The organism is Bradyrhizobium sp. USDA 372, assembly GCF_053629095.1.
The window spans coordinates 2,683,985-2,703,010 of sequence record NZ_JBRJHR010000001.1 but is presented as its reverse complement, the minus strand read 5'-3'; the positions used below and the strand labels follow the sequence as shown (position 1 = coordinate 2,703,010).

The window sequence follows — 19,026 nt, the reverse complement described above, 5'->3', positions numbered from 1 at the left end:
CGCGATCAAAAGCGACCTTCGATCGTCGTTTTATACAATTATTTCAAAGCTGTAATGTGCCTGTGGCCCGACTTTTGGGCGCTTGGTCGACAAAGCGCCAGGAACTCAAAAACCATTTGCCTGTGACTGAAAAACACACGGCTTCTTAAGGCAAATCAGATGCTTCCGACCGTTTTCAGCCTCGCCCTGGGGTGGATTTCGGCCTGCGACAGCACGGTGGTCTGGGCCCGGAACCGTTCCACCAGGGACCGCACGAAGGGCCGGATGGACGCGGAGGTGACCAGCACGGGCGCCTCGCCCTCGCGGGCGGCGCGCTCGAAGGCCTCGCGCACGGCGGTCATGAATTCCGACAGCTTCGACGGCTGCATCGCAAGGCTGCGCTCCTCGCCCTGGCCGATGATGGATTCGGCGAAGGCCTGCTCCCATTTCGCCGAGAGCGCTATCAGCGGCAGATAGCCGGCGTAGGAGGTGTTCTGCGCGCAGATCTGCCGCGCCAGCCGCGCGCGGACGTGCTCGACCATGGTGGCGGGGTTGCGCGAAAAGGCGAGCGAATCCGCGATGCCTTCGAGGATGGTGGAGAGATCGCGGATCGAGATGCGCTCGGCGAGCAGCAGCTGCAGCACGCGCTGGATGCCGGAGACCGTGACCTGGCCCGGCACGATGTCCTTGACCAGCTCGCTCTGCTCCTTCGGCAGCTCCTTGAGCAGCTTCTGCACCTCGCCGTAGGACAGCAGGTCCGACATGTTGGCCTTGAGCAGCTCGGTGAGATGGGTCGACAGCACGGTCGCGGCGTCGACGACGGTGTAGCCCTTGAGGGAGGCCTCTTCCTTGAGGCTGGCATCGACCCAGGTCGCGGGCAGGCCGAAGGTCGGCTCGGTGGTGTGGATGCCGGGCACCTGCACCTGGCTGCCGCCGGGGTCCATGACCATGAACTGGTTCGGCCAGATCTTGCCGGTGCCGGCGTCGACCTCCTTGATCTTGATGATGTAGGTGTTGGCCTCGAGCTGGACGTTGTCGAGGATGCGCACCGCCGGCATCACGAAGCCCATCTCGATCGCGAGCGAGCGGCGCAGCGCCTTGATCTGCTCGGTGAGGCGGTCGGTGCCGTCGGGCCCGTTGACCAGCGGCAGCAGCGCATAGCCGAGCTCGATCTTGAGGTCGTCGATCTTGAGCGCGGCGGAGATCGGCTCTTCCGCCGCGGCAGCGCCCGGAGCGCCCGGCGTTCCCGGAGCGGGGGCGGCCATGGCGGCCTGCTCGGCCTTGATGGCGGTCTTCTTATGGTTGCGGGCGTGCCAGGCCAGCGCGCCGGCGCCGGCGCCGAGCGCGAGGAAGGGAATGGTCGGAATGCCCGGCAGCGCCGCCAGCACCAGCATCACCGCCGAGGACATCGCCAGCGCCTGCGGATAGCCGGAGAACTGCTTCATCAGCGCCTTGTCGGCAGCGCCGGAGACGCCGGCCTTGGAGACGAGCAGGCCGGCCGCGGTGGAGACGATCAGCGCCGGCACCTGGGTGACGAGGCCGTCGCCGACGGTCAGCAGCGTGTAGGTGCGGCCGGCGTCGGCGAAGGACATGCCCTGCTGCGCGACGCCGATGATCATGCCGCCGACGACGTTGATGAAGACGATCAGGAGGCCGGCGATGGCATCGCCTCGGACGAACTTGGAGGCACCGTCCATGGCGCCGAAGAAGCCGCTTTCGTCCTCCAGCTCCTTGCGCCGTTCCTTGGCGACCTTCTCGTCGATCAGGCCGGCGGAGAGGTCGGCGTCGATCGCCATCTGCTTGCCGGGCATGGCGTCGAGGTGGAAGCGCGCGGCGACTTCGGCGATACGGCCCGAACCCTTGGTGATGACGACGAAGTTGACGATGATCAGGATGGCGAAGACGATGATGCCGATGACGAAATTGCCGCCCATCACGAAGTTGCCGAAGGCCTCGATGACGTGACCGGCCGCAGCCGTGCCCTCGTGCCCGTGCGACAGGATCAGGCGGGTCGAGGCCATGTTGAGCGACAGGCGCAGCATGGTCGAGATCAGGAGGATGGTCGGGAAGGCGGAGAATTCGAGCGGCGCCTGGATGAACAGCGACGTCATCAGGATCAGGATCGAGAGCGTGATCGAGATCGCCAGGAACAGGTCGAGCACGATCGCGGGCAGGGGCAGGATCAGCACCACCAGGATGGTGAGGATGCCGAGCGCCAGCGCGATGTCGCCGCGCTTGAGGACGGTGAGGATGTCGTTGAGGGAGGGGATGCCGGGCTTGGCGTTGCCTACACCCTGTCCCGCGGTGACGTCGACCATGGTAGCTGCCTCCCCGCGCGACTGCCGTCCGCGCGCCCCAAACGTCTGCGCGGCAGCCGAAGGGCCGCCGTTCCGAAAGTGAGGCACCGCACTGGCGTCCACGGGGTTCCTCCCGTTCTACGCGGCCGACGACACTCGACTTCACCCGGCAATTTTTGCCCGGTGTATGGTTAGCAAAGGGTTAACGGAGGGGTGGAGAAGGGGTGGACCGGGGTGTTTCGGGATCCGGTTGGTGTCATTCCGGGGCGATGCGGAGCATCGAGCCCGGAATCCATCGGGTCGCAGGTATGGTGGTGAAATGGATTCCGGGCTCGCGCCAAGGGGCGCGCCCCGGAATGACAGCGGAAGCTACTTCGCCTTCTCCATCTTCGTCACCGTGTAGCCCGACGACGCCTCCTCGGCCTCGAAGGTCACCTTGTCGCCGACCTTCACCTGCTTGAGCATCGCCGCGTCCTTGACGCGATAGACCATGGTCATGGGGTCATCCATGCCGAGGCTCTTTGCCGGTCCGTGCTTGAGCGTGATCTTGCCGGCGCCTTCGTCGATCTTCTTGACCTCGCCGCTGATCGCGGCGCCTTCGGCGGCGAGGGTTGCGGTCGCAAGGCCGACGGTCAGCGCCAGCGCGGCCGTGATATTGATGATGCGGTTCATGGGAATCTCCTTTCGCGTTACTTCACGGTGACCTGGCCGACCATGCCGTACTCGCGGTGGTCGGGAATGAGGCACGAATATTCGAACGTGCCAGGCTTGCTGAACTTCCAGAGGATCTCGGTCGTCTTTTTTGGTGCAAGCCGCACCGCATTGGGATCGTCGTGCTCCATGTGCGGATGCTTCTTCATCTCGACTGCATGCGCGAGATTCTCTTTCGTCGTCGCGAGCAGGAATTCGTGGTCTTCCTTGCCGACATTGCGCAGCACGAAACGGATCTGCTCGCCGCGCTTCACCTCGATCTTTGCGGGCGTGTAGTCCATCTCGTTCATCAGAATCTCGATGGTTCGTGCGGGCTTCTTGGGATCGCCGGGCTCGCCGGCCGAATAGTTTCCGTGCCCGTGCTTGTCGTGAGCAAAGGCCGGTGCGGTCGAAAGTGAAGCCAGCGCGAGGGCGAGCTTGATCGTGGTCTTCATCGTGGTCTCCAGTTGGTGGTTCATCGAAACGCTCACATCTTGTGCTTCATCGGCGCCCTGCCGGGTTTGTGCCGTGCCGGCTCCGTGGCGGGTGCGGCCACTTCGTAGGCGACGGTGCCTTGCGGGAACTTGTACGGACCGGGATCGCGGTAATCGTCGCGCGCGAGGTCTTCGCGGATCTTCATCACCGTGAACATGCCGCCCATCTCGATCGGGCCGAACTGGCCGGTGCCGGTCATCATCGGCAGCGTGTTGTCGGGCGCGGGCATCTCCATGTTGCCCATCGCCATGCCGGTCGAGCCCATGGCCATGCCGTCAGGCGCGAGCTTGCCGACGGCCTTGGCGAGGTCCTTGCGCGACACGCCGATCAGGTTGCGCACGTCGTGTCCCATCGCGTTCATGGTGTGGTGCGACTTGTGGCAGTGGAACGCCCAGTCGCCGGGATTGTCGGCGAGCACGTCGAACACCCTGATGGCGCCGACCGGCACGTCGGTGGTCGTCTCCGGGATCTGCGCGCTCTCGGCAATCCAGCCGCCGTCGGTGCAGGTCACCGCGAAGCTGTGGCCGTGCAAATGGATCGGATGGTTGGTCATGCTGAGATTGCCGATGCGCACGCGCACCTTGTCGCCGAGCCTGACCGGCAGCGGATCGATGCCGGGAAAGACCCGCGCGTTCCAGGTCCACATGTTGAAGTCCGTCATCTCGTTGACGTGCGGCAGATAGGTGCCGGGGTCGACGCGATAGGTGCTCATCACGAACACGAAGTCGCGGTCGACGGCGCGGAAGTTCGGATCGCGCGGGTGCACGACGACCATGCCCATCATGCCCATCGCCATCTGCACCATCTCGTCGGAGTGCGGGTGGTACATGAAGGTTCCGCTCTTCTTCATCTCGAATTCGTAGACGAAGGTCTTGCCGGGCTCGATGTGCGGCTGGGTCAATCCGCCGACGCCGTCCATGCCGCTTGGGATGATCATGCCGTGCCAGTGCACGGTGGTGTATTCGGGCAAGCGGTTGGTGACGAAGATGCGGAGCTTGTCGCCCTCGACGGCCTCGATGGTCGGGCCCGGCGATTGCCCGTTGTAGCCCCACAAATTCACCTTCATCCCTTCCGCGAACTCGCGCACCACCGGCTCGGCGACGAGATGGAATTCCTTCCAGTCGCCGTTCATGCGGAACGGCAGCGACCAGCCGTTCAGCGTGACCACGGGACGATAATCCGGGCCGCTGGTGGGGTGCAGCGGCGGCTGCATCACCACCTTGTCCATGGTGGCGGCTTCCGGAATCGAAGCGGCCTGGACGCGGCCTTGAATGGCCGATGCGCCGACCAGCGCGGCGGTGCTCAAAAATCCTCGGCGGGAAAACATCTCAGCCTCCGTCTTTAGTGTCCGCCGCCTTCGGCAGGAGCTGCCGCGGCGATAGTGGTTGAATTATCGCCGCCGGCGGCGGGCGCGCCGCCGCCGTTGACGGCGGTCTGCAAATCGGCCTGGGCAAGGAAGAATCTCTGCCTGGCGTCGATCGCGCCGCGCAGCGCCGCGAGGCGCTGCCGCGCTTCGGTGAGCAGCGCGAAGATGTCGACCTGCATGCTGGAGAAGCGCAGCTGCATCTCCTCGGTGATGATCTTGCGCAACGGGATGATCTCGCGCTGGTAGTGGCCGGCGATGTCGTATGTGGAGCGATAGACGCGATAGGCGTCGCGCGCCTCGGAGCGCACATTCACGGCCCGCTCGGCCAGGCGGTTGAAGGCGAGATTGTAGGTCTCGGCGGCCTGGCGCACGCGCACCTCGCCGCCGTCGAAGATCGGAATCTGGAATTGTATGTCGAAGCCGCGCTCGCGGAACGGCGGCCCTTCCGGATCCTGGGTGCGGCGGGAGATGCCGGCGAGATCGAGCAGCGTCACGAAGCGCGTCGCCTCGGTGAGATCAAGCGCCTTCGCCAGCGCGGCCAGCTCCAGCCGTGCGATCTGCAGGTCGATGCGATGCGCCACCGCATCGGCTTCGATCCTGGGAAGCGCGAGCGGCCGACGCGGCAGCGGCGGCAATTGATTGGGCAGGCGGAAGTCGAGACCGTCGTCCCACAGCCCCATCAGGCGCGCCAGCCTTTCGCGCGCGCTTCCCGCCGCCTGCCGCGCGGCGGCGAGGTCGGCGGTGGTTTCGGCGTAAAACACCTGCTCGCGGGCCTGGTCGAGCTTGTTGAGCGAGCCGGTCTCGCCGAGCTTGAGCGCGAGCTGTGCGGTCGATTCCGCCGTCGCTTTCGCGTCGGTCAGCAGCCCCACCATCTCGTTGGCAGCGACAGTGCGGACATAGGCGCGGCGCATGTCCGCGGCGAGCCGCAGCGTCGCCAGCGCGGCGCGCAGCTGCGCGCCGCGAAAGCGCTCCCGGGCGATCTCGGAGCGGAACGGCAGGGTGGCGAGCGCGAGGATGTCGCCGACCACCTGGCGCTCGATCTCGCTGGCGCCATTGCCGGTGATGCGCGAGACCGCGAACACCGGATTGGGCGGCAGGCTCTGCTCGACCAGGTCGGCCTCCGCCAGCGCCAGCTCGTTATAGGCAGCCTGCAGTCCCTTGTTGTTGAGCAGTGCGATCTGCACGGCGGCGTCGACGCTGAGGGTGCGCGAGAGCAGCTGGCGGAAGCGGGCGTCGACCGTGGCGGCGCCCTCGGCCGAGCGCACGAAGGCGACGTCCTTGTTGATGGTCCGGCTCGTCAGATCCGCGACTTCAGTCATGCCGCCGTCGGGCGAGAACGCGGCGCAACCGGACATGCCGAGCGCGGCGAGCAGGAGCAGGGCTCGCGCAAAATGCTGTGACATGGCGCGCCCCTAGCGGTCTTGCTTCGGCCGCGGCGTCACCGCCTCGTTGCGGTCACGCCACGGCGCCGGCGTCGCCGGCCGCAGGCTGGTATAGGGCGCGGTGGTCGAGCGATAGCCGATTGGGGCCACCTTCGCCGCCGGATCGGCGGGATCCGCGCTGGCTATCTGCGTCGTTGCCGGCATGCAGCCGGACAGTGCCGACGCAGCAAAGGCCAGCAGCAGCCAAATGAATCGAGCGTGTCGTTCACCCACCGCGGATGCGGCGGATGTCGCCCCGGAAAGCGCAAGCATGTCTTCATTCCTGATCTGAAAGACCACAGGTTCGCGCGCGCAAAAGCGCGTGTCGAAACCGACGCCGTCGTGTCAGATCAGGCGATGGGGGGACGATAGTGCTGGGGCGGCGCGGCGCTGTGCAGGCTGGGCACGATCTCGGGCGCACAGGTCGACATCGGCTGGACCGGCGTGGCGACGCTGGGCAGATCGGCCGGCAGCGCACTGACGCACATCATCGCACAGCACGGGCCCACTGTTCCCTTGCCGTCGTGATGATTCGGAAGAGGTGCGTCCTTCGCGGCAGTCTGGGAAGGGGTGCTCGCATGCTCGTGCGGAACATCGCCATGGCTCGCAGCCATGTGATGATGCACCGGGACGAGGTCGGCCAAGGTCTCGTCGCCAAGGCAGGGCGCAGCACTGCCCCAGGCAAGGCTTGCGGCTGGCGCGAGCACGCAGAACAGATAGGCGAGGGCGATGATTCGCCCCACCCTGATCCGCACCGATCGCGTCAATCGCAACAACATCCCGCCGATAGGCTCCTCGCGCGGCAATGTTGCACGCGCTTATTGCAACCTAATGTCAAAAGACGCATTCGCCAAGAACTTATTACCGCAGCGCACCGCGCATGCCCAATATCGCGGCACGCTGGTTGACCATGCGACGGTCCGCGAACATGGTCCTGACCGTGCACGCGCCAAATCATCCAGGACAAACACCTGCTTCCTTCACCCCTGACTCCCGTCAGGCCTGGGTGCGACTCGTCCTTGCCCTCGTGATCGGCTCGATCGGCGCCGTCGGCATGTGGGCGGTCGTGGTCGTGATTCCCGTGGTGCAGACCGAATTCGCTGCCACGCGCGGCGCGGTGTCGCTGGCTTTCACCCTGATGATGTTCGGCTTCGGGCTTGGCGGCGTGATCGCCGGCAAGATCACCGACCGGTTCGGCATCGTGCCGGCGATGGCGATCAGCATCGCCTTTCTCGGCGTTGCCAATGTGCTCGCGGGCCTGTCGGGGCAGCTGTGGCAGTTCGTGGCGGCATATTTCCTGATCGGGCTCGGCACATCCGCGACCTTCGCGCCGCTGATGGCCGAAGCCTCGCACTGGTTCGAGCGCTATCGCGGATTGGCCGTGACCATCGTCGCCAGCGGCAATTATGTCGCCGGCGCGATGTGGCCGCCGATCGTGAGCTGGGGCACGCAGGAGATCGGCTGGCGCTACACCCATATCGGCATCGGCATCGTCTGCGCCGGCCTGATGACGGTGCTGGTGCTGATCCTGCGCGCGCAAATGGGCCGCGACACCGTCCACGATCATGCCAACGCACCGCCGCCGCGGGTCGATCTCAGGCTGTCGACGAATACGCTGACGGTGCTGCTCTCGATCGCCAGCATCTCCTGCTGCGTGGCGATGGCCATGCCGCAGGTGCACATCGTCGCCTATTGCGGCGATCTCGGTTATGGCGTCGCGCGCGGCGCCGAGATGCTGTCCTTGATGATGGGCTGCGGCATCGTTAGCCGGATCGGTTCGGGCTACCTCGCCGACAAGATCGGCGGCATCCGCACGCTGCTGGTGGGATCGCTGGCGCAGGGCTTTGCGCTCGTGTTCTATCTGTTCTTCGACAGCCTGACCTCGCTGTATCTGATCTCCGCGATGTTCGGCCTGTTCCAAGGCGGCATCGTGCCGAGCTACGCCATCATCGTGCGCGAGGCGATGCCGGCGAGCGAGGCCGCGACCCGCGTCGGCATCGTGATCTTTGCGTCCGTGTTCGGCATGTCCTTCGGCGGCTGGGTGTCAGGCGTCATCTTCGATGCCACCGGCTCCTATGCCGCGGCGTTCGCCAATGGCGTCGCCTGGAATGCGCTCAACATCGGCATCGTCGTGCTGCTCTTGATCCGCGCGCGGATGGGCTCGGTCAAGGCCGGCCCGGGCTTTGCCACTTGAAGTTTGAGCATGATCTTTTCGGAAAACCGCTACACACTTTTCCGGATCATGCTTTAAACGGCCTGTCCCGCCTTCAGCAGCGAGCAGCCGGTGATCATGTAGCTGCCGTCGCCCTGCTGCTCGAGCGTGTAGAGCGCCTCCCAGGCCTCGCCATTGGCATCGACGATATGAACGCGCTGGGCGATCCAGGTGCCATCGGTCTTGCTCTCGCCGAATTCGAAACTCTTGTGACGATAGACCGGTGCGTAGCCGTTCTGCACCATGGACATGAAGATGTCGGGTGCGGGGAAGATCTCCTTGATCGCCGGTGCCGCATGGGAATAGGCCGCCGTCGCATCGTCGCGAACGAAGGCCTGCTCCTGGGCGCGGATCACGCTTTGGGCGGCCGCGACATCGCCGGCAAACGCTGCGTGATGACAGGCAACGATGAGAGCGACCAGCAAGGCTGCGATGCGCATGACAGGCTCCGCGTTGAGATCCCGGCGGAGGCGATCCTAGCACATCTGCGCCGACAGGGCGCGCACTCAGATATCACGCGCTGGGCTTGCATGCTCCAGATGCCCATTCATCCGGGACGGCGAGACAAACCGCAGGCAGTTGCGACATGTTCTCCTAAGGCAGGAACGGCTCCGCGATGGCCGAGTTAAGCCGGCAAAACCACCTTATCAAGGAGCAACGTCATGGCCCGTGCAACAGCCCATCCGGATCATCACTGCATCTCAAGCGAGGACATTGAGGGAACCGAGGTCTATGGAGCAGATGGGACGAATATCGGCGAGATTGATCACCTCATCATCGACAAGATGTCAGGCCGCGTGGCTTATGCGGTCATGAGCTTTGGTGGATTTGTGGGCTTGGGTCACAGCCACTACCCCATTCCCTGGGGCGCTCTGACATATGACAGGTCGCTTGGCGGTTTTCGAACCAATATCACCGAGCAACAGCTGAGGGATGCGCCCGAGTTCAGCGATGACTCCTGGGAAGATCGAGACTGGGAACAGCGAACTCACCGGTATTATGGAACGCCAACCTACTGGGAAGGGCGAGGTGGCCTATAACGCCAGCTGCGCGTCAGGACAGCTGAACTGACGGCACCAACATCGGCAGGTCGTGCAAGTCGCCGATCGGGCAGAAGCTGATTGACTTGTCCTCACTGGATCGGAGGACTCGACTTCGCAATGCCTAGTGCTTTCGCCTTGGAGAATGATGGGTTTCGCTGGCGCTCTACCCATCCTACGAGCTGTCCAGCAGCGCTGCCATGCGGTGTCGGTCGATGATGTTGGGATCCGGCGGGATTTGATAGCCGTCCATTTCAGCCAGTTTTGCGGCGACGCGCGGTCTGGTGACGACCTCCTGAGGCAGCGCAACGCACATTGCGATCTCAATGATGCCACGGAGCACGTCGGCGTCTTGAGACGACGCAATGAGAAGCTTGGCCATGACCGGGTTGGGTGCGGGCAGCGGCGTGCCCGCTTCCAGAGCATTCATCTCAGCGATCCGCGCGCGGTCCGCGGCGATCTGGTTGCGGTAAAACGGACCGACCTGGATTTCGGTCTCGGCGTCGTATTCCCGGGAGAACGCTTCGGGATCGTCGAGGTGTCTGCGGGCAACATTGCGAAGGACCTGTGCGTGCAGGAGGCCGACGCTCAAGCCTCGACCGGCGGACGGGTTGGTGCACGCCCATGCATCGCCGACAGCAGCGAATCCCGTGATGACGGGACGGCCATCGACGACAAATCGCCGGTACCGGTCGATAACTCCCGCCATCAGAAGAACGGGCGTTATTGGCTCGCCGTCGAGCCAATGGGCTTGCCGTGGGCACGCTGAGACGACGCGATGGAATGTCGCCGTATCGCGCAAGGCGCGCATCGCCTTGTTTCTCGACGAGGTATACAAGGTGACCGACCAGGTGTCGTTGTCGCCGTCCAGGGTCAGGATCGAGAACAAGCCCATCGGAGTGAGCGCGCGTCCCATCCTGCGAGGCCGCTGTTGCCCCGAGAAATATCGCGTAAAATAGACAAAGTTGCTGTCTTCCGCTTCCTCGAACGGGCTGCGGGCACCCGCGCCGCTGATCCAGTCACAAGCCGTGCTTCGCCGTCCCATGGCGTCGATGACCAAATCAGCGCGAATCTCTTCGCCGGATGTCGTGCGCACCCCCGTGACGTGCGGCACACCCGCGACCGCCGATGCGCCAATGATCAGTTCGCGAACCTTGGTCCCCCGACGAATAGCCACGTTAGGCGCGGCTTGCGCCATTGCAGCTACGGACCATTCTATAATTGGCCTTCTTCCAGTGACGAAGCGCATGGCCTCGTCGCCGGGACGCGGTGTCTTGTCCGTTAGCGTCGGGGGAAGAGATCGACTGTCGAGAAAGTCCACCCAAACGCATCCGGCGCGCAGCAAATCATCCGTCAATCCCGGCAATTCCAGATCGCTGATCATCCGAAATCGCGAACCGAGGCTGTGTGGTTGCCTGAATTGTGCAACTCCCGGACGTGCCCACGTGTCCCATCCCTCGGCAGCGGCCACAGGGTGACCGGCCGGATCAGCCTCCAGGACCGTGACGTCGTGGCCGTCGCGACCAAGCATCGTCGCAACGCTCAATCCAATCACGCCTCCGCCGCAAATGACGATTTTGCTCATCTTCTTCCCCACCTGTTCGAGCTCGGCGGGCCGCAGAAGCGGCGATGAAATCGTCATCGTCTCTTCCCGGCGAACGACAACGATGCCCACCCACGTGGGCACGGGTACTCAAGAGATTGAGTCGGTGTGGCGAACCGGAGGTTCAAAGAAAGGCGCCAGAAGCGGCCTCGCCCCTTGCAGCTCCTCGTCCAATAGGTCAGCATCAACGCTGCGAGCGTGCAATGCTTTCCACTAGTGATCATAGGGGAAGTCATGTCGGTCGAAGAACATTGGCAAATGGATGCCACCGCGCCGGAACTTTACGATCGGTACCTGGTACCAGCGATCACTTCACTATGGGCCGGCGACCTGCTCGACCGCATCGCGCCAAAGTGCGGCGACAGCGTACTCGACATCGCCTGTGGAACTGGGGTCGTAGCGAGGTTCACGGAGCAGCTTGGCCTGGCGAGACGCGTCGTTGGCCTTGATCTCAATAGTGCCATGCTCGCGATTGCGCGCTCGAAGTCTCCACAGGTTGAATGGATCGAGGGGAGCGCGCTCGACCTTCCATTCGATGCAGGCAGTTTCGACGTGGTGCTTTGCCAGCTCGGGCTTCAATTTTTTCCAGATCGGCCTCTCGCGCTAAAGGAAATGGTGCGGGTGCTCAAGCCCGGAGGCCGCGCAGGCTTCAGCGTTTACAGCGCAATTGAGAACACCCCCGCAGCGTACGCATTTGTCCAGGCGCTCGATGAGTGCCTCGGAGAAGAGGCGTCACGCACCAAGCGTGCTGAGCATCTCTCTTGCGATGCTCAGGAGATTGCCGATTGGACGAAGCAGGCGGGCTTTGATCTTGTCGATGTGGCCACGGTCACCAAACAGATCAAGTTTCCGTCAATGTTGGATTATGTTCGCTTTCAGCTCACGGCAACACCAATGGCTGGGCTCCTGAAGGACAAGGAGGTACCTGAGCGGGAGCGCCTAATCGTCTCGATTTCCGATGATGCAGCCTCTCGCCTTGATCGTTCGATGTTGGCAGGTGGCAAGCTGACATTTCCGCAGCAATCCTTCGTAGCGATTGCTTCCCTCTAGTGAGCCCCGCTTGGGTTAAAATGAAGGAGATCGCTGCTTCCGTCTCCTCCGAGGACCGAACTGTCATGAGCCTCGCAACGTGACGCAAGGGGCCAGTTCAGACATTTCGATGCTATTCAATCACCTCATCCGCACGAGCAATGAGGACCGATGGCAAGTCGGCTCCAATGAGACGTGCCGTCGCAAGGTTGAGTACCAGCTCGTATTTTGAAGCCTGCTCGACAGGGAGGTCGCCCGGCTTTTCCCCTTTCAGTATCTTGTCGACAAAGAAGGCGACGTAACGATACATGCTGTTGAAGTTCGGTCCATAACTCATGAGCCCGCCAGCTTCCACGTTCGCTCTGTTCGCAAACATGGTCGGTAATCGGTGCTTGATACCCAGTTCGGCGAGCGCCCGACGGCGAGCGTTTGTGATCGGGGACGATGGGACAAGCACCGAAGCAACCTTTTCGTTCACCATCAGGTCAAAAGCTCGGTTGAAATCGTCGGCCGTGCTGATCGGCGCTCCCACCAAATCGATGCTCTTGCGCTTAGCCGCTTCTTCAAGGACGGACAGTACACGGGCATGCGTCGGCGTGGTCAAATTCCACAGCACCCCCAAACGCTTCGTCCCCGGTTGCGCCTCGACAAGGATTTCCAATCCTTTGGCAGCCATTTCTGTAAGGACCATCGATACCCCGGTAACATTGCCACCCGGGTGCGCCAGACTGGCTACGTGCCCAATTCCGACTGGGTCGGCGTGCTGCGCAAAAACGATCGGGATCGTCCTCGTGGCCCGCAGTGCGGGTTCAACCTGCGTCGACGCCGGCGCGATGATAATGTCGACATTCAACTTCGAAAGCTCTTCGGCAAACCTATCCAATTCAGCAATCGCGGCGGCCCATCGAAATTCGATCAGCAGGTTGCGGCCTTCGTGATATCCGAAGCGCTTAAGTCCAAGGCGCAAGGCTTCGATCTGGTCAGTCCAATCCTCGGACTTGCCAAGACCGAGAAACCCGATGCGAGGAACACTCCCGGTCCGCTGCGCCAGCCCCACGACTGGCCACCCGATCACGCAAACCGCCGTGGCAATGAACTGCCTCCGGTTCATCCCTGACTCCAGCTGTACTTAAAAGCCATCGTAGAGACTGGCAGTTCATCCAGAAGGGCCATGTCCGTTACTGTCATAGGCCGGGCTCTGGCGCATTGCACGATCAGTGATCTTGGTTGGGGACCCATTCCTCAGCGGTTTCATCCCAATGATGGGTATCGTCGAAATGCTTCCAGAGTGGCTGCCTTTGCTTCCTTTCGTCCTCCTGCCGGTTTGCCTGTACGCCGACAACGAGTGTCATAGCCAACATTACCCATTCGCGAGTGCGAGAATTCCATTTGATTGCTGAGAGCATGGGAGGCCTCCGTCAAAGCAAGAACTTGTCTTCACACTAGGCCGCGCCATGAGCGAGGAGATGTAAACTACTTCACAAGCAGTCAATATCTTCGACAGAGGTGACGGTGATGCGGTGCAGCGAACGAGAGGCAAAGCGTCGGCTTGCCTTCCAGTTTAAGAAGAGTTGCGGCCTGCGGCCCCTGGCGAGGACTCATGGCAGGGGATGCCCAGGCGGCTCGAAAAGCCAGTCCACCTTCCATTGCGGCGGAGCAGATCGAAGCCCGCAACCTGTTGGCGCACGAGCGAGCTTCGGTTGGTTCGGCACCGCGCCTGCATGTGCGAGATGGAATGGGCCTGGTATCGACGCAGCGATGCCTGCAACAACTGACTCACCCACCGATGTTGCTGCAATCGTGATTGTCACCATGGATATGACGACTACAACGAAGTAGGGCACAACGCTGTTTGAAAAGTGCTTCGTCATGAGTTGAGTCCTCACAACCGAAATAAACGACCGTGCAGCGACAATCTCAGTTCGTGGCAGATGGTTATTTGTATCGTTGCTCGCAGCAAATGGCGTGCTCGTCGCCTTTGTAGGGCAGACGTGAACAATGTTGTAGCAGCGATCCAGACCTGGTCTGGCGCAAAAACACGCGCCCATCGTGCGTAGGCGCTCCTGAAAAGAGCGCCTTCATAAATCAGAGATCGTGCTGCCGGTTTTCACATGATCTTGGATTGTGGTTTGCGACCCGCGTGGCGAAGCGCTTCGCCCGCGGCGTAGGTCGCTCTGCACGCCCTACCGCTTCCGCTTCGTCGCGGGCTTCGTCTTCGACGAGCGAGCCTTGGCCTTGCTGGGCGGCGGCACCCGCAAGCCGTCGACGAACACGTCGAGCAGGCGCAGCGCCGTCGCCTGCCAGCCGGGCTGGTCGTGCACGTAGCACATGCCGAAGAAGGCGCGCAGCAGGTCCTCCGGGCTGAGGTCGGCGCGCATCTCGCCAGCTGCGACCGCCCGGTCCAGCAGCGAGCCGATCGCCTTGGTCAGACGCTCGAAGGAGAAAGCATGCAGCTCCGACCCGCTCTGCACCGCGAGCGCCAGCGCCGCCATCATCCCCTTCTTGGTCGCAACGAACTCGACCCCCGAATGCAACCAGCGCCGCAGCGCCTCGACCGGGTCCTTCTCGTTCTTCAGCAACTCGGCAAGCTCGCTGAACTGCTCGACCTCGCGCCGATACACCGCCTCGAACAAGGCCTCGCGCGTCGAAAAATGCCGATACAGCGTGCCGATGCCGACGCCGGCCCGCTTCGCCACGGCTTCCAGGCTCGCCTCGGGCCCGCCCGCGCTGAACACCAGCTTGGCCGCTTCGAGCACGCGCTCGCGATTGCGCACGGCATCGGCGCGGGGCTTTCGGGTCTGGTCGGTGTGGTCGTCCATGGCGCGCAATGTAGATCACGAATTGGTTAGATTGAACCCTCGCCGGACCCATGCAGGGCTGCATCGCGTTGGCGGCGCACGCGGTTTTGACGAATTCCAAATATTTCCGGGCGGCTCTTGTTAAACGGAGGGTGCCTCCGTATCTTCGCTCGTGCGCCGGCCGCATCATGTTCGGGCGGCGCTATTCGACGGCGGCCACGGCGGTGGCGCGCTGCGCGATGACTCATGTCCATATCTGATCGGAGCCTTGTATGAACCACTCCATCAGCCTCACCGTGAACGGTGCGCGGCGCGACTTCGTCCTCGACGATCCGCGCGTCACGCTGCTCGATCTCCTGCGTGAGCGCCTCGATCTGACCGGAACCAAGAAGGGATGCGACCGCGGCCAGTGCGGCGCCTGCACCATTCTGGTCGACGGCAAGCGCATCAACTCCTGTCTCGCGCTCGCCATCAGCCACGACGGCGCCGACATCCTCACCATCGAAGGCCTCGCGCGCGGCGACCAGCTGCATCCGGTGCAGGCCGCCTTCATCGCCCATGACGGCTTCCAGTGCGGCTTCTGCACGCCCGGCCAGATCATGAGCGCGATCGGCATGATCGGCGAAGGCCAGGCCGGCAACGATCCCGAGCGCGTCCGCGAATGCATGAGCGGAAATTTGTGCCGCTGCGGCGCTTACGCCGGCATCGTCGATGCCGTGCTGGACGCGCAGGCCGGGATGGACGAGACCAATCAGAGGCGCTCCGCATGAAACAGTTCGATTATGTCAGGCCGGCCACGGTCACTGAAGCCGTTGCTGCCGCGGCCCAGCCGGGCGCGGTCTACCTCGCTGCCGGCACCAACCTGCTCGACCTGATGAAGGGCGGCGTCAGCCGTCCGGACCGGCTGGTCGACGTCACGCGTCTCGATGGCCTCGACCAAATCGAGACGCTCGCGGACGGGTCGTTGCGCATCGGCGCGCTGGTGCGCAATGCCGATCTCGCCCATGATGCGGAGTTCGCGCGGTCCTATCCCGCGGTGGCCGAAGCGCTGCTCTCCGGTGCGTCGGCTCAGTTGCGAAATGCCGCCACCGTCGGCGGCAACCTGTTGCAACGGACGCGCTGCGCGTATTTCTACGATACCGCCAGCCGCTGCAACAAGCGCGCGCCCGGCTCCGGCTGCGACGCGCGCGACGGTGAGACCCGCAGCCATGCCGTGCTCGGCTGGAGCGAGAGCTGCATCGCCACGCACCCTTCCGACTTCTGCGTGCCCCTGGTCGCGCTCGATGCCATCGTCGAGATCGAGGGCAGGGGCGGCCGGCGCGAGGTTGCGCTCGACGAGTTGCACCGCCTGCCGGGCGATGCGCCCGAGCGCGAGTCCGTGCTCGAGCCCGGCGATCTCATCGTCGCGGTGCGCCTGCCGCCCGCCGCACGCGGCTTTGCCGCGCATGCGCGCTACCTCAAGGTCCGCGAGCGCACCTCCTATGCCTTTGCCGTCGTCTCGGCCGCGGCTGCGCTGCGGATCGAGAACGGCAGAATCGCACAGGCGCGGCTCGCGCTCGGCGGCGTCGCCGCAAAGCCCTGGCGCGCTCGCGCAGCGGAAGGCGTCCTCAAGGGCGTCGCGCCCACGGCAGACGCATTCCAGGAGGCGGCCTGGCGCGCGCTCGAGGGCGCAAAGCCGTCCGGCGACAACGCCTTCAAGATCGAGCTCGCGCGTCGCATCGTCGTGCGCGCGCTGACCTTGGCCGCCGCCGGCACGCCCGCGCGAATCCCCGCGCTGCCGGCCTCTCCCTTTGCCTCGACCTCCGGAGCCATCAATGTCTGAGCTCAATTTGACCAGCGCTCCCGCCCATCTCAGGCACGGCTCGAATATAGGCCAGCCGCTGACCCGCCGTGACGGCATCCTCAAGGTGACGGGGCAGGCGACCTATGCCGCGGACAATCATCCGCCCGGCATGCTGTTTGGGGTGATCGCCGTCTCCAGCGTCGCGCGAGGCCGCGTCGTCTCGCTCGATGTCGCTGCCGCAAAACGCCATCCCGGCGTCGTCGACGTCATGACGCCGGAGAATAAGCCGGCGCTCGCGATCGATCCGGAGATCAAGACCAATCCGTTCGTGTTTCGGATGGAGGCGTTGCAGAGCAACGAAGTCCGCTACGCCAACCAGCCGATCGCCGTCGTGATCGCCGAGACGCTTGAAGCCGCGACCGAAGGTGCCGCGCTGCTGGCACCGCGCTACGAGACGCTGCCTCCGCTGGTTGGACTCGACGCCGGCGAGAGTTTTGTGCCGCCCGTCGTCGGCGTCGGAAACCCGACCGAAAATCACCGCGGCGATGTCGAGGCCGGCCTTGCCGCAGCCGAAAAGCAGATCGATGCGACATACGAGACCCCGCCGCAATATCATAACGCCATGGAGCCGCATGCTGTCGTGGCGCACTGGGATGGCGGCAGGCTGTCCGTGGACATGCCGACCCAGGGCCTGAAGCTGTCGCTGGCGCGCATCGCCGAGCTGTTCGGCATCGCGCCCGACAAGATCCACGTGCGCAGCCCGTTCCTCGGCGGCGGCTTCGGGTCGAAGGGGCTCATGGGCGGGCCGCCGGTCCTCGGCATCATGGCGGCAAAGCTCGTCGGCAGGCCAGTCAAGCTGGTGCTGCGCCGTGAGCAGATGTACGGCCCGGTCGGTCACCGCGCGCCGACGCGTCAGCGCCTGCGGCTCGGCGCTGATCACGAGGGCCATCTGACCGCGCTCGACCACCATGCCAGAACGGTGTCGAGCACCTTCGACGATTTCTACGAGCCCGCCGCCGATGCCTCGCACACGCTCTATGCGGCGCCGGCGATCCGCACCTCGCACGATGCCGTGCGCGTCAACACTGGCACGCCGCTGTTCATGCGCGCGCCCGGCGAGGCGACCGGCTCGATCGCGCTGGAGAGCGCGATCGACGAGATGGCCTGGGCCTGCGGAATGGATCCGCTGGCCTTCCGCCTGAAAAACTACGCCGAGGTCGAGCCGATGACGGGACGGCCCTTCTCCTCCAAGGCGCTGCGGGCCTGCTACGAGCAGGGCGCCGCGCGCTTCGGCTGGGCGAAGCGTCCGCTGCAGCCGCAGCAGATGCGCGACGATGCCGGCCTCCTGGTCGGCTGGGGCATGGGCACGGCGACCTTCCCGGCGCTGATGTTCCAGGCCGAGGCGCGTGCGGTGATCCGGCGTGACGGCGCCGGCGTGATGGAGATCGGCGCGCACGACATGGGGCAGGGCGCCTGGACGGCGCTGGCGCAGATCGCGGCCGATTCCGTCGGCCTCGACATCGACCGCCTCGACTTCAAGTCCGGCACGTCCGACCTGCCCGACGCCGGCATCGCCGGCGGCTCGGCGCACACGGCAACGGCGGGCGCGGCGATCCACAGCGCCGGTGCGGCCGTGATCGCAGAGCTCGCCGATCTCGCCACCAGCGACGAGCGCTCGCCGTTGTTCGGCGCCGGCAATGCCGGCGTGATCGCGCGCGAGGGCAGGCTGATCCGCCGCGACGACGAGAGCCGCAGCGAGAGCTATGCCGAGATTCTCGCGCGCGCCGGCGTTGCCGAGGTCGAGGCGCGCGGCACCGGCGCGCCGAACCCTGCGGCGATGGAGCAATATGCGATGCATGCCCACGGCGCGGTGTTCGCCGAGGTGAAGGTCGATCCCGAACTCGGCCAGGTCCGCGTCAGTCGCATGGTCGGCGCCTTCGCCGCCGGACGCATCGTCAATCCGCGCATGGTGCAGAGCCAGCTGTTCGGCGGCATGATCTGGGGCCTGTCCTTCGCGTTGCACGAGGCGGCGATCACCGACCGCCGCAGCGGGCGGATCATGAATGCTGATCTCGGCGAGTACCACATCCCGGTGAATGCCGACGTGCCGCCGCTCGACGTCATCACCGTCGAGGAGCACGATCCGCACGTCAACGCGCTCGGCATCAAGGGCGTCGGCGAAATCGGCATCACCGGCAGCGCCGGCGCGGTCGCCAACGCGGTCTGGCACGCGACCGGCGTGCGGGTGCGCCGCTTTCCGATCCGGATCGAGGAGTTGCTGACTCAGCTTTGAAGCGCGATGAAATGAGGCCA

Annotated in this window: 18 protein-coding genes; 7 read left to right on the top strand and 11 right to left on the bottom strand. The window is 64.3% G+C overall.

What is annotated here, in order from left to right:
• Positions 1–155: 155 nt before the first annotated feature.
• From flhA to AB7M16_RS12810, 7 genes are all read right to left on the bottom strand, one after another.
• Positions 156–2,297: a flagellar biosynthesis protein FlhA gene (gene flhA, locus AB7M16_RS12840; RefSeq protein WP_453944122.1), complete on the bottom strand. Its 2,142-nt coding sequence runs from the start codon at positions 2,295–2,297 to the stop codon at positions 156–158.
• 348 nt (positions 2,298–2,645) lie between these two features.
• The gene (locus AB7M16_RS12835; protein ID WP_453944121.1) at positions 2,646–2,948 is read right to left on the bottom strand and encodes a copper-binding protein; all 303 of its coding nucleotides are present in this window, start codon (positions 2,946–2,948) and stop codon (positions 2,646–2,648) included.
• 17 nt (positions 2,949–2,965) lie between these two features.
• Positions 2,966–3,421 carry a cupredoxin domain-containing protein gene (locus AB7M16_RS12830; protein WP_453947171.1) on the bottom strand — a complete coding sequence of 152 codons (456 nt, stop codon included), beginning with the start codon at positions 3,419–3,421 and terminating at the stop codon, positions 2,966–2,968.
• A 32-nt stretch (positions 3,422–3,453) separates the two neighbouring features.
• Positions 3,454–4,788, bottom strand: a complete 1,335-nt coding sequence (locus tag AB7M16_RS12825; RefSeq protein ID WP_212260449.1) for a copper oxidase — start codon at positions 4,786–4,788, stop codon at positions 3,454–3,456.
• 14 nt (positions 4,789–4,802) lie between these two features.
• Positions 4,803–6,230 carry a TolC family protein gene (locus AB7M16_RS12820; RefSeq protein ID WP_453944120.1) on the bottom strand — a complete coding sequence of 476 codons (1,428 nt, stop codon included), beginning with the start codon at positions 6,228–6,230 and terminating at the stop codon, positions 4,803–4,805.
• A gap of 9 nt (positions 6,231–6,239) precedes the next feature.
• Positions 6,240–6,521, bottom strand: a complete 282-nt coding sequence (locus AB7M16_RS12815) for a hypothetical protein (protein WP_453944119.1) — start codon at positions 6,519–6,521, stop codon at positions 6,240–6,242.
• A gap of 77 nt (positions 6,522–6,598) precedes the next feature.
• Positions 6,599–6,991, bottom strand: a complete 393-nt coding sequence (locus tag AB7M16_RS12810; protein ID WP_453947169.1) for a hypothetical protein — start codon at positions 6,989–6,991, stop codon at positions 6,599–6,601.
• Between AB7M16_RS12810 and AB7M16_RS12805 the strand changes: the two genes are divergently transcribed.
• Both AB7M16_RS12805 and AB7M16_RS12800 read left to right on the top strand, forming a co-directional pair.
• Positions 6,978–7,238, top strand: coding sequence for a hypothetical protein (locus AB7M16_RS12805; RefSeq protein ID WP_172788125.1), 261 nt, complete (start codon positions 6,978–6,980; stop codon positions 7,236–7,238). The two genes, AB7M16_RS12810 and AB7M16_RS12805, sit on opposite strands and share 14 nt — an antisense overlap.
• Positions 7,177–8,442: an MFS transporter gene (locus AB7M16_RS12800; RefSeq protein ID WP_453947168.1), complete on the top strand. Its 1,266-nt coding sequence runs from the start codon at positions 7,177–7,179 to the stop codon at positions 8,440–8,442. The genes AB7M16_RS12805 and AB7M16_RS12800 overlap by 62 nt, the downstream gene beginning before the upstream one ends.
• A 53-nt stretch (positions 8,443–8,495) precedes the next feature.
• On the opposite strand, the gene AB7M16_RS12795 is transcribed toward AB7M16_RS12800, so the two are convergent.
• Positions 8,496–8,900 (bottom strand): DUF4864 domain-containing protein, encoded by a 405-nt coding sequence (locus AB7M16_RS12795; RefSeq protein WP_453944118.1) that lies wholly within the window; start codon positions 8,898–8,900, stop codon positions 8,496–8,498.
• 222 nt (positions 8,901–9,122) lie between these two features.
• Here AB7M16_RS12795 and AB7M16_RS12790 point away from each other — a divergent pair, with 222 nt between their 5' ends.
• Positions 9,123–9,500, top strand: coding sequence for a PRC-barrel domain-containing protein (locus AB7M16_RS12790; RefSeq protein ID WP_172788132.1), 378 nt, complete (start codon positions 9,123–9,125; stop codon positions 9,498–9,500).
• A gap of 175 nt (positions 9,501–9,675) precedes the next feature.
• Here the strand turns inward: AB7M16_RS12790 and AB7M16_RS12785 are convergent, their stop codons facing one another.
• Complete coding sequence (locus AB7M16_RS12785; protein WP_439364537.1) at positions 9,676–11,142, bottom strand: FAD-dependent oxidoreductase; 1,467 nt, start codon at positions 11,140–11,142, stop codon at positions 9,676–9,678.
• Between the two features lie 195 nt (positions 11,143–11,337).
• On the opposite strand from AB7M16_RS12785, the gene AB7M16_RS12780 reads away from it, so the two are divergent.
• Positions 11,338–12,153, top strand: a complete 816-nt coding sequence (locus AB7M16_RS12780) for a class I SAM-dependent methyltransferase (RefSeq protein WP_453944117.1) — start codon at positions 11,338–11,340, stop codon at positions 12,151–12,153.
• Positions 12,154–12,265: 112 nt separating this feature from the next.
• Here AB7M16_RS12780 and AB7M16_RS12775 read toward each other — a convergent pair whose 3' ends face one another.
• Both AB7M16_RS12775 and AB7M16_RS12770 read right to left on the bottom strand, forming a co-directional pair.
• Positions 12,266–13,243 (bottom strand): ABC transporter substrate-binding protein, encoded by a 978-nt coding sequence (locus AB7M16_RS12775; protein ID WP_453944116.1) that lies wholly within the window; start codon positions 13,241–13,243, stop codon positions 12,266–12,268.
• Positions 13,244–14,315: 1,072 nt separating this feature from the next.
• On the bottom strand, positions 14,316–14,951 hold the full coding sequence (locus AB7M16_RS12770) for a TetR/AcrR family transcriptional regulator (protein ID WP_260382305.1): 636 nt from the start codon (positions 14,949–14,951) through the stop codon (positions 14,316–14,318).
• Between the two features lie 251 nt (positions 14,952–15,202).
• Between AB7M16_RS12770 and AB7M16_RS12765 the strand changes: the two genes are divergently transcribed.
• Genes AB7M16_RS12765 through AB7M16_RS12755 form a run of 3 tightly spaced genes read left to right on the top strand, consistent with a single transcriptional unit; the run spans position 15,203 to position 19,006 of the window.
• The gene (locus tag AB7M16_RS12765; RefSeq protein ID WP_172788138.1) at positions 15,203–15,700 is read left to right on the top strand and encodes a (2Fe-2S)-binding protein; all 498 of its coding nucleotides are present in this window, start codon (positions 15,203–15,205) and stop codon (positions 15,698–15,700) included.
• Positions 15,697–16,752, top strand: a complete 1,056-nt coding sequence (locus AB7M16_RS12760) for an FAD binding domain-containing protein (protein WP_453944115.1) — start codon at positions 15,697–15,699, stop codon at positions 16,750–16,752. Before AB7M16_RS12765 ends, AB7M16_RS12760 begins: the two co-directional genes overlap by 4 nt.
• A complete protein-coding gene (locus tag AB7M16_RS12755) occupies positions 16,745–19,006 on the top strand; it encodes a xanthine dehydrogenase family protein molybdopterin-binding subunit (protein WP_453944114.1) in 2,262 nt (753 codons plus the stop codon). Before AB7M16_RS12760 ends, AB7M16_RS12755 begins: the two co-directional genes overlap by 8 nt.
• Positions 19,007–19,026 lie beyond the last annotated feature (20 nt).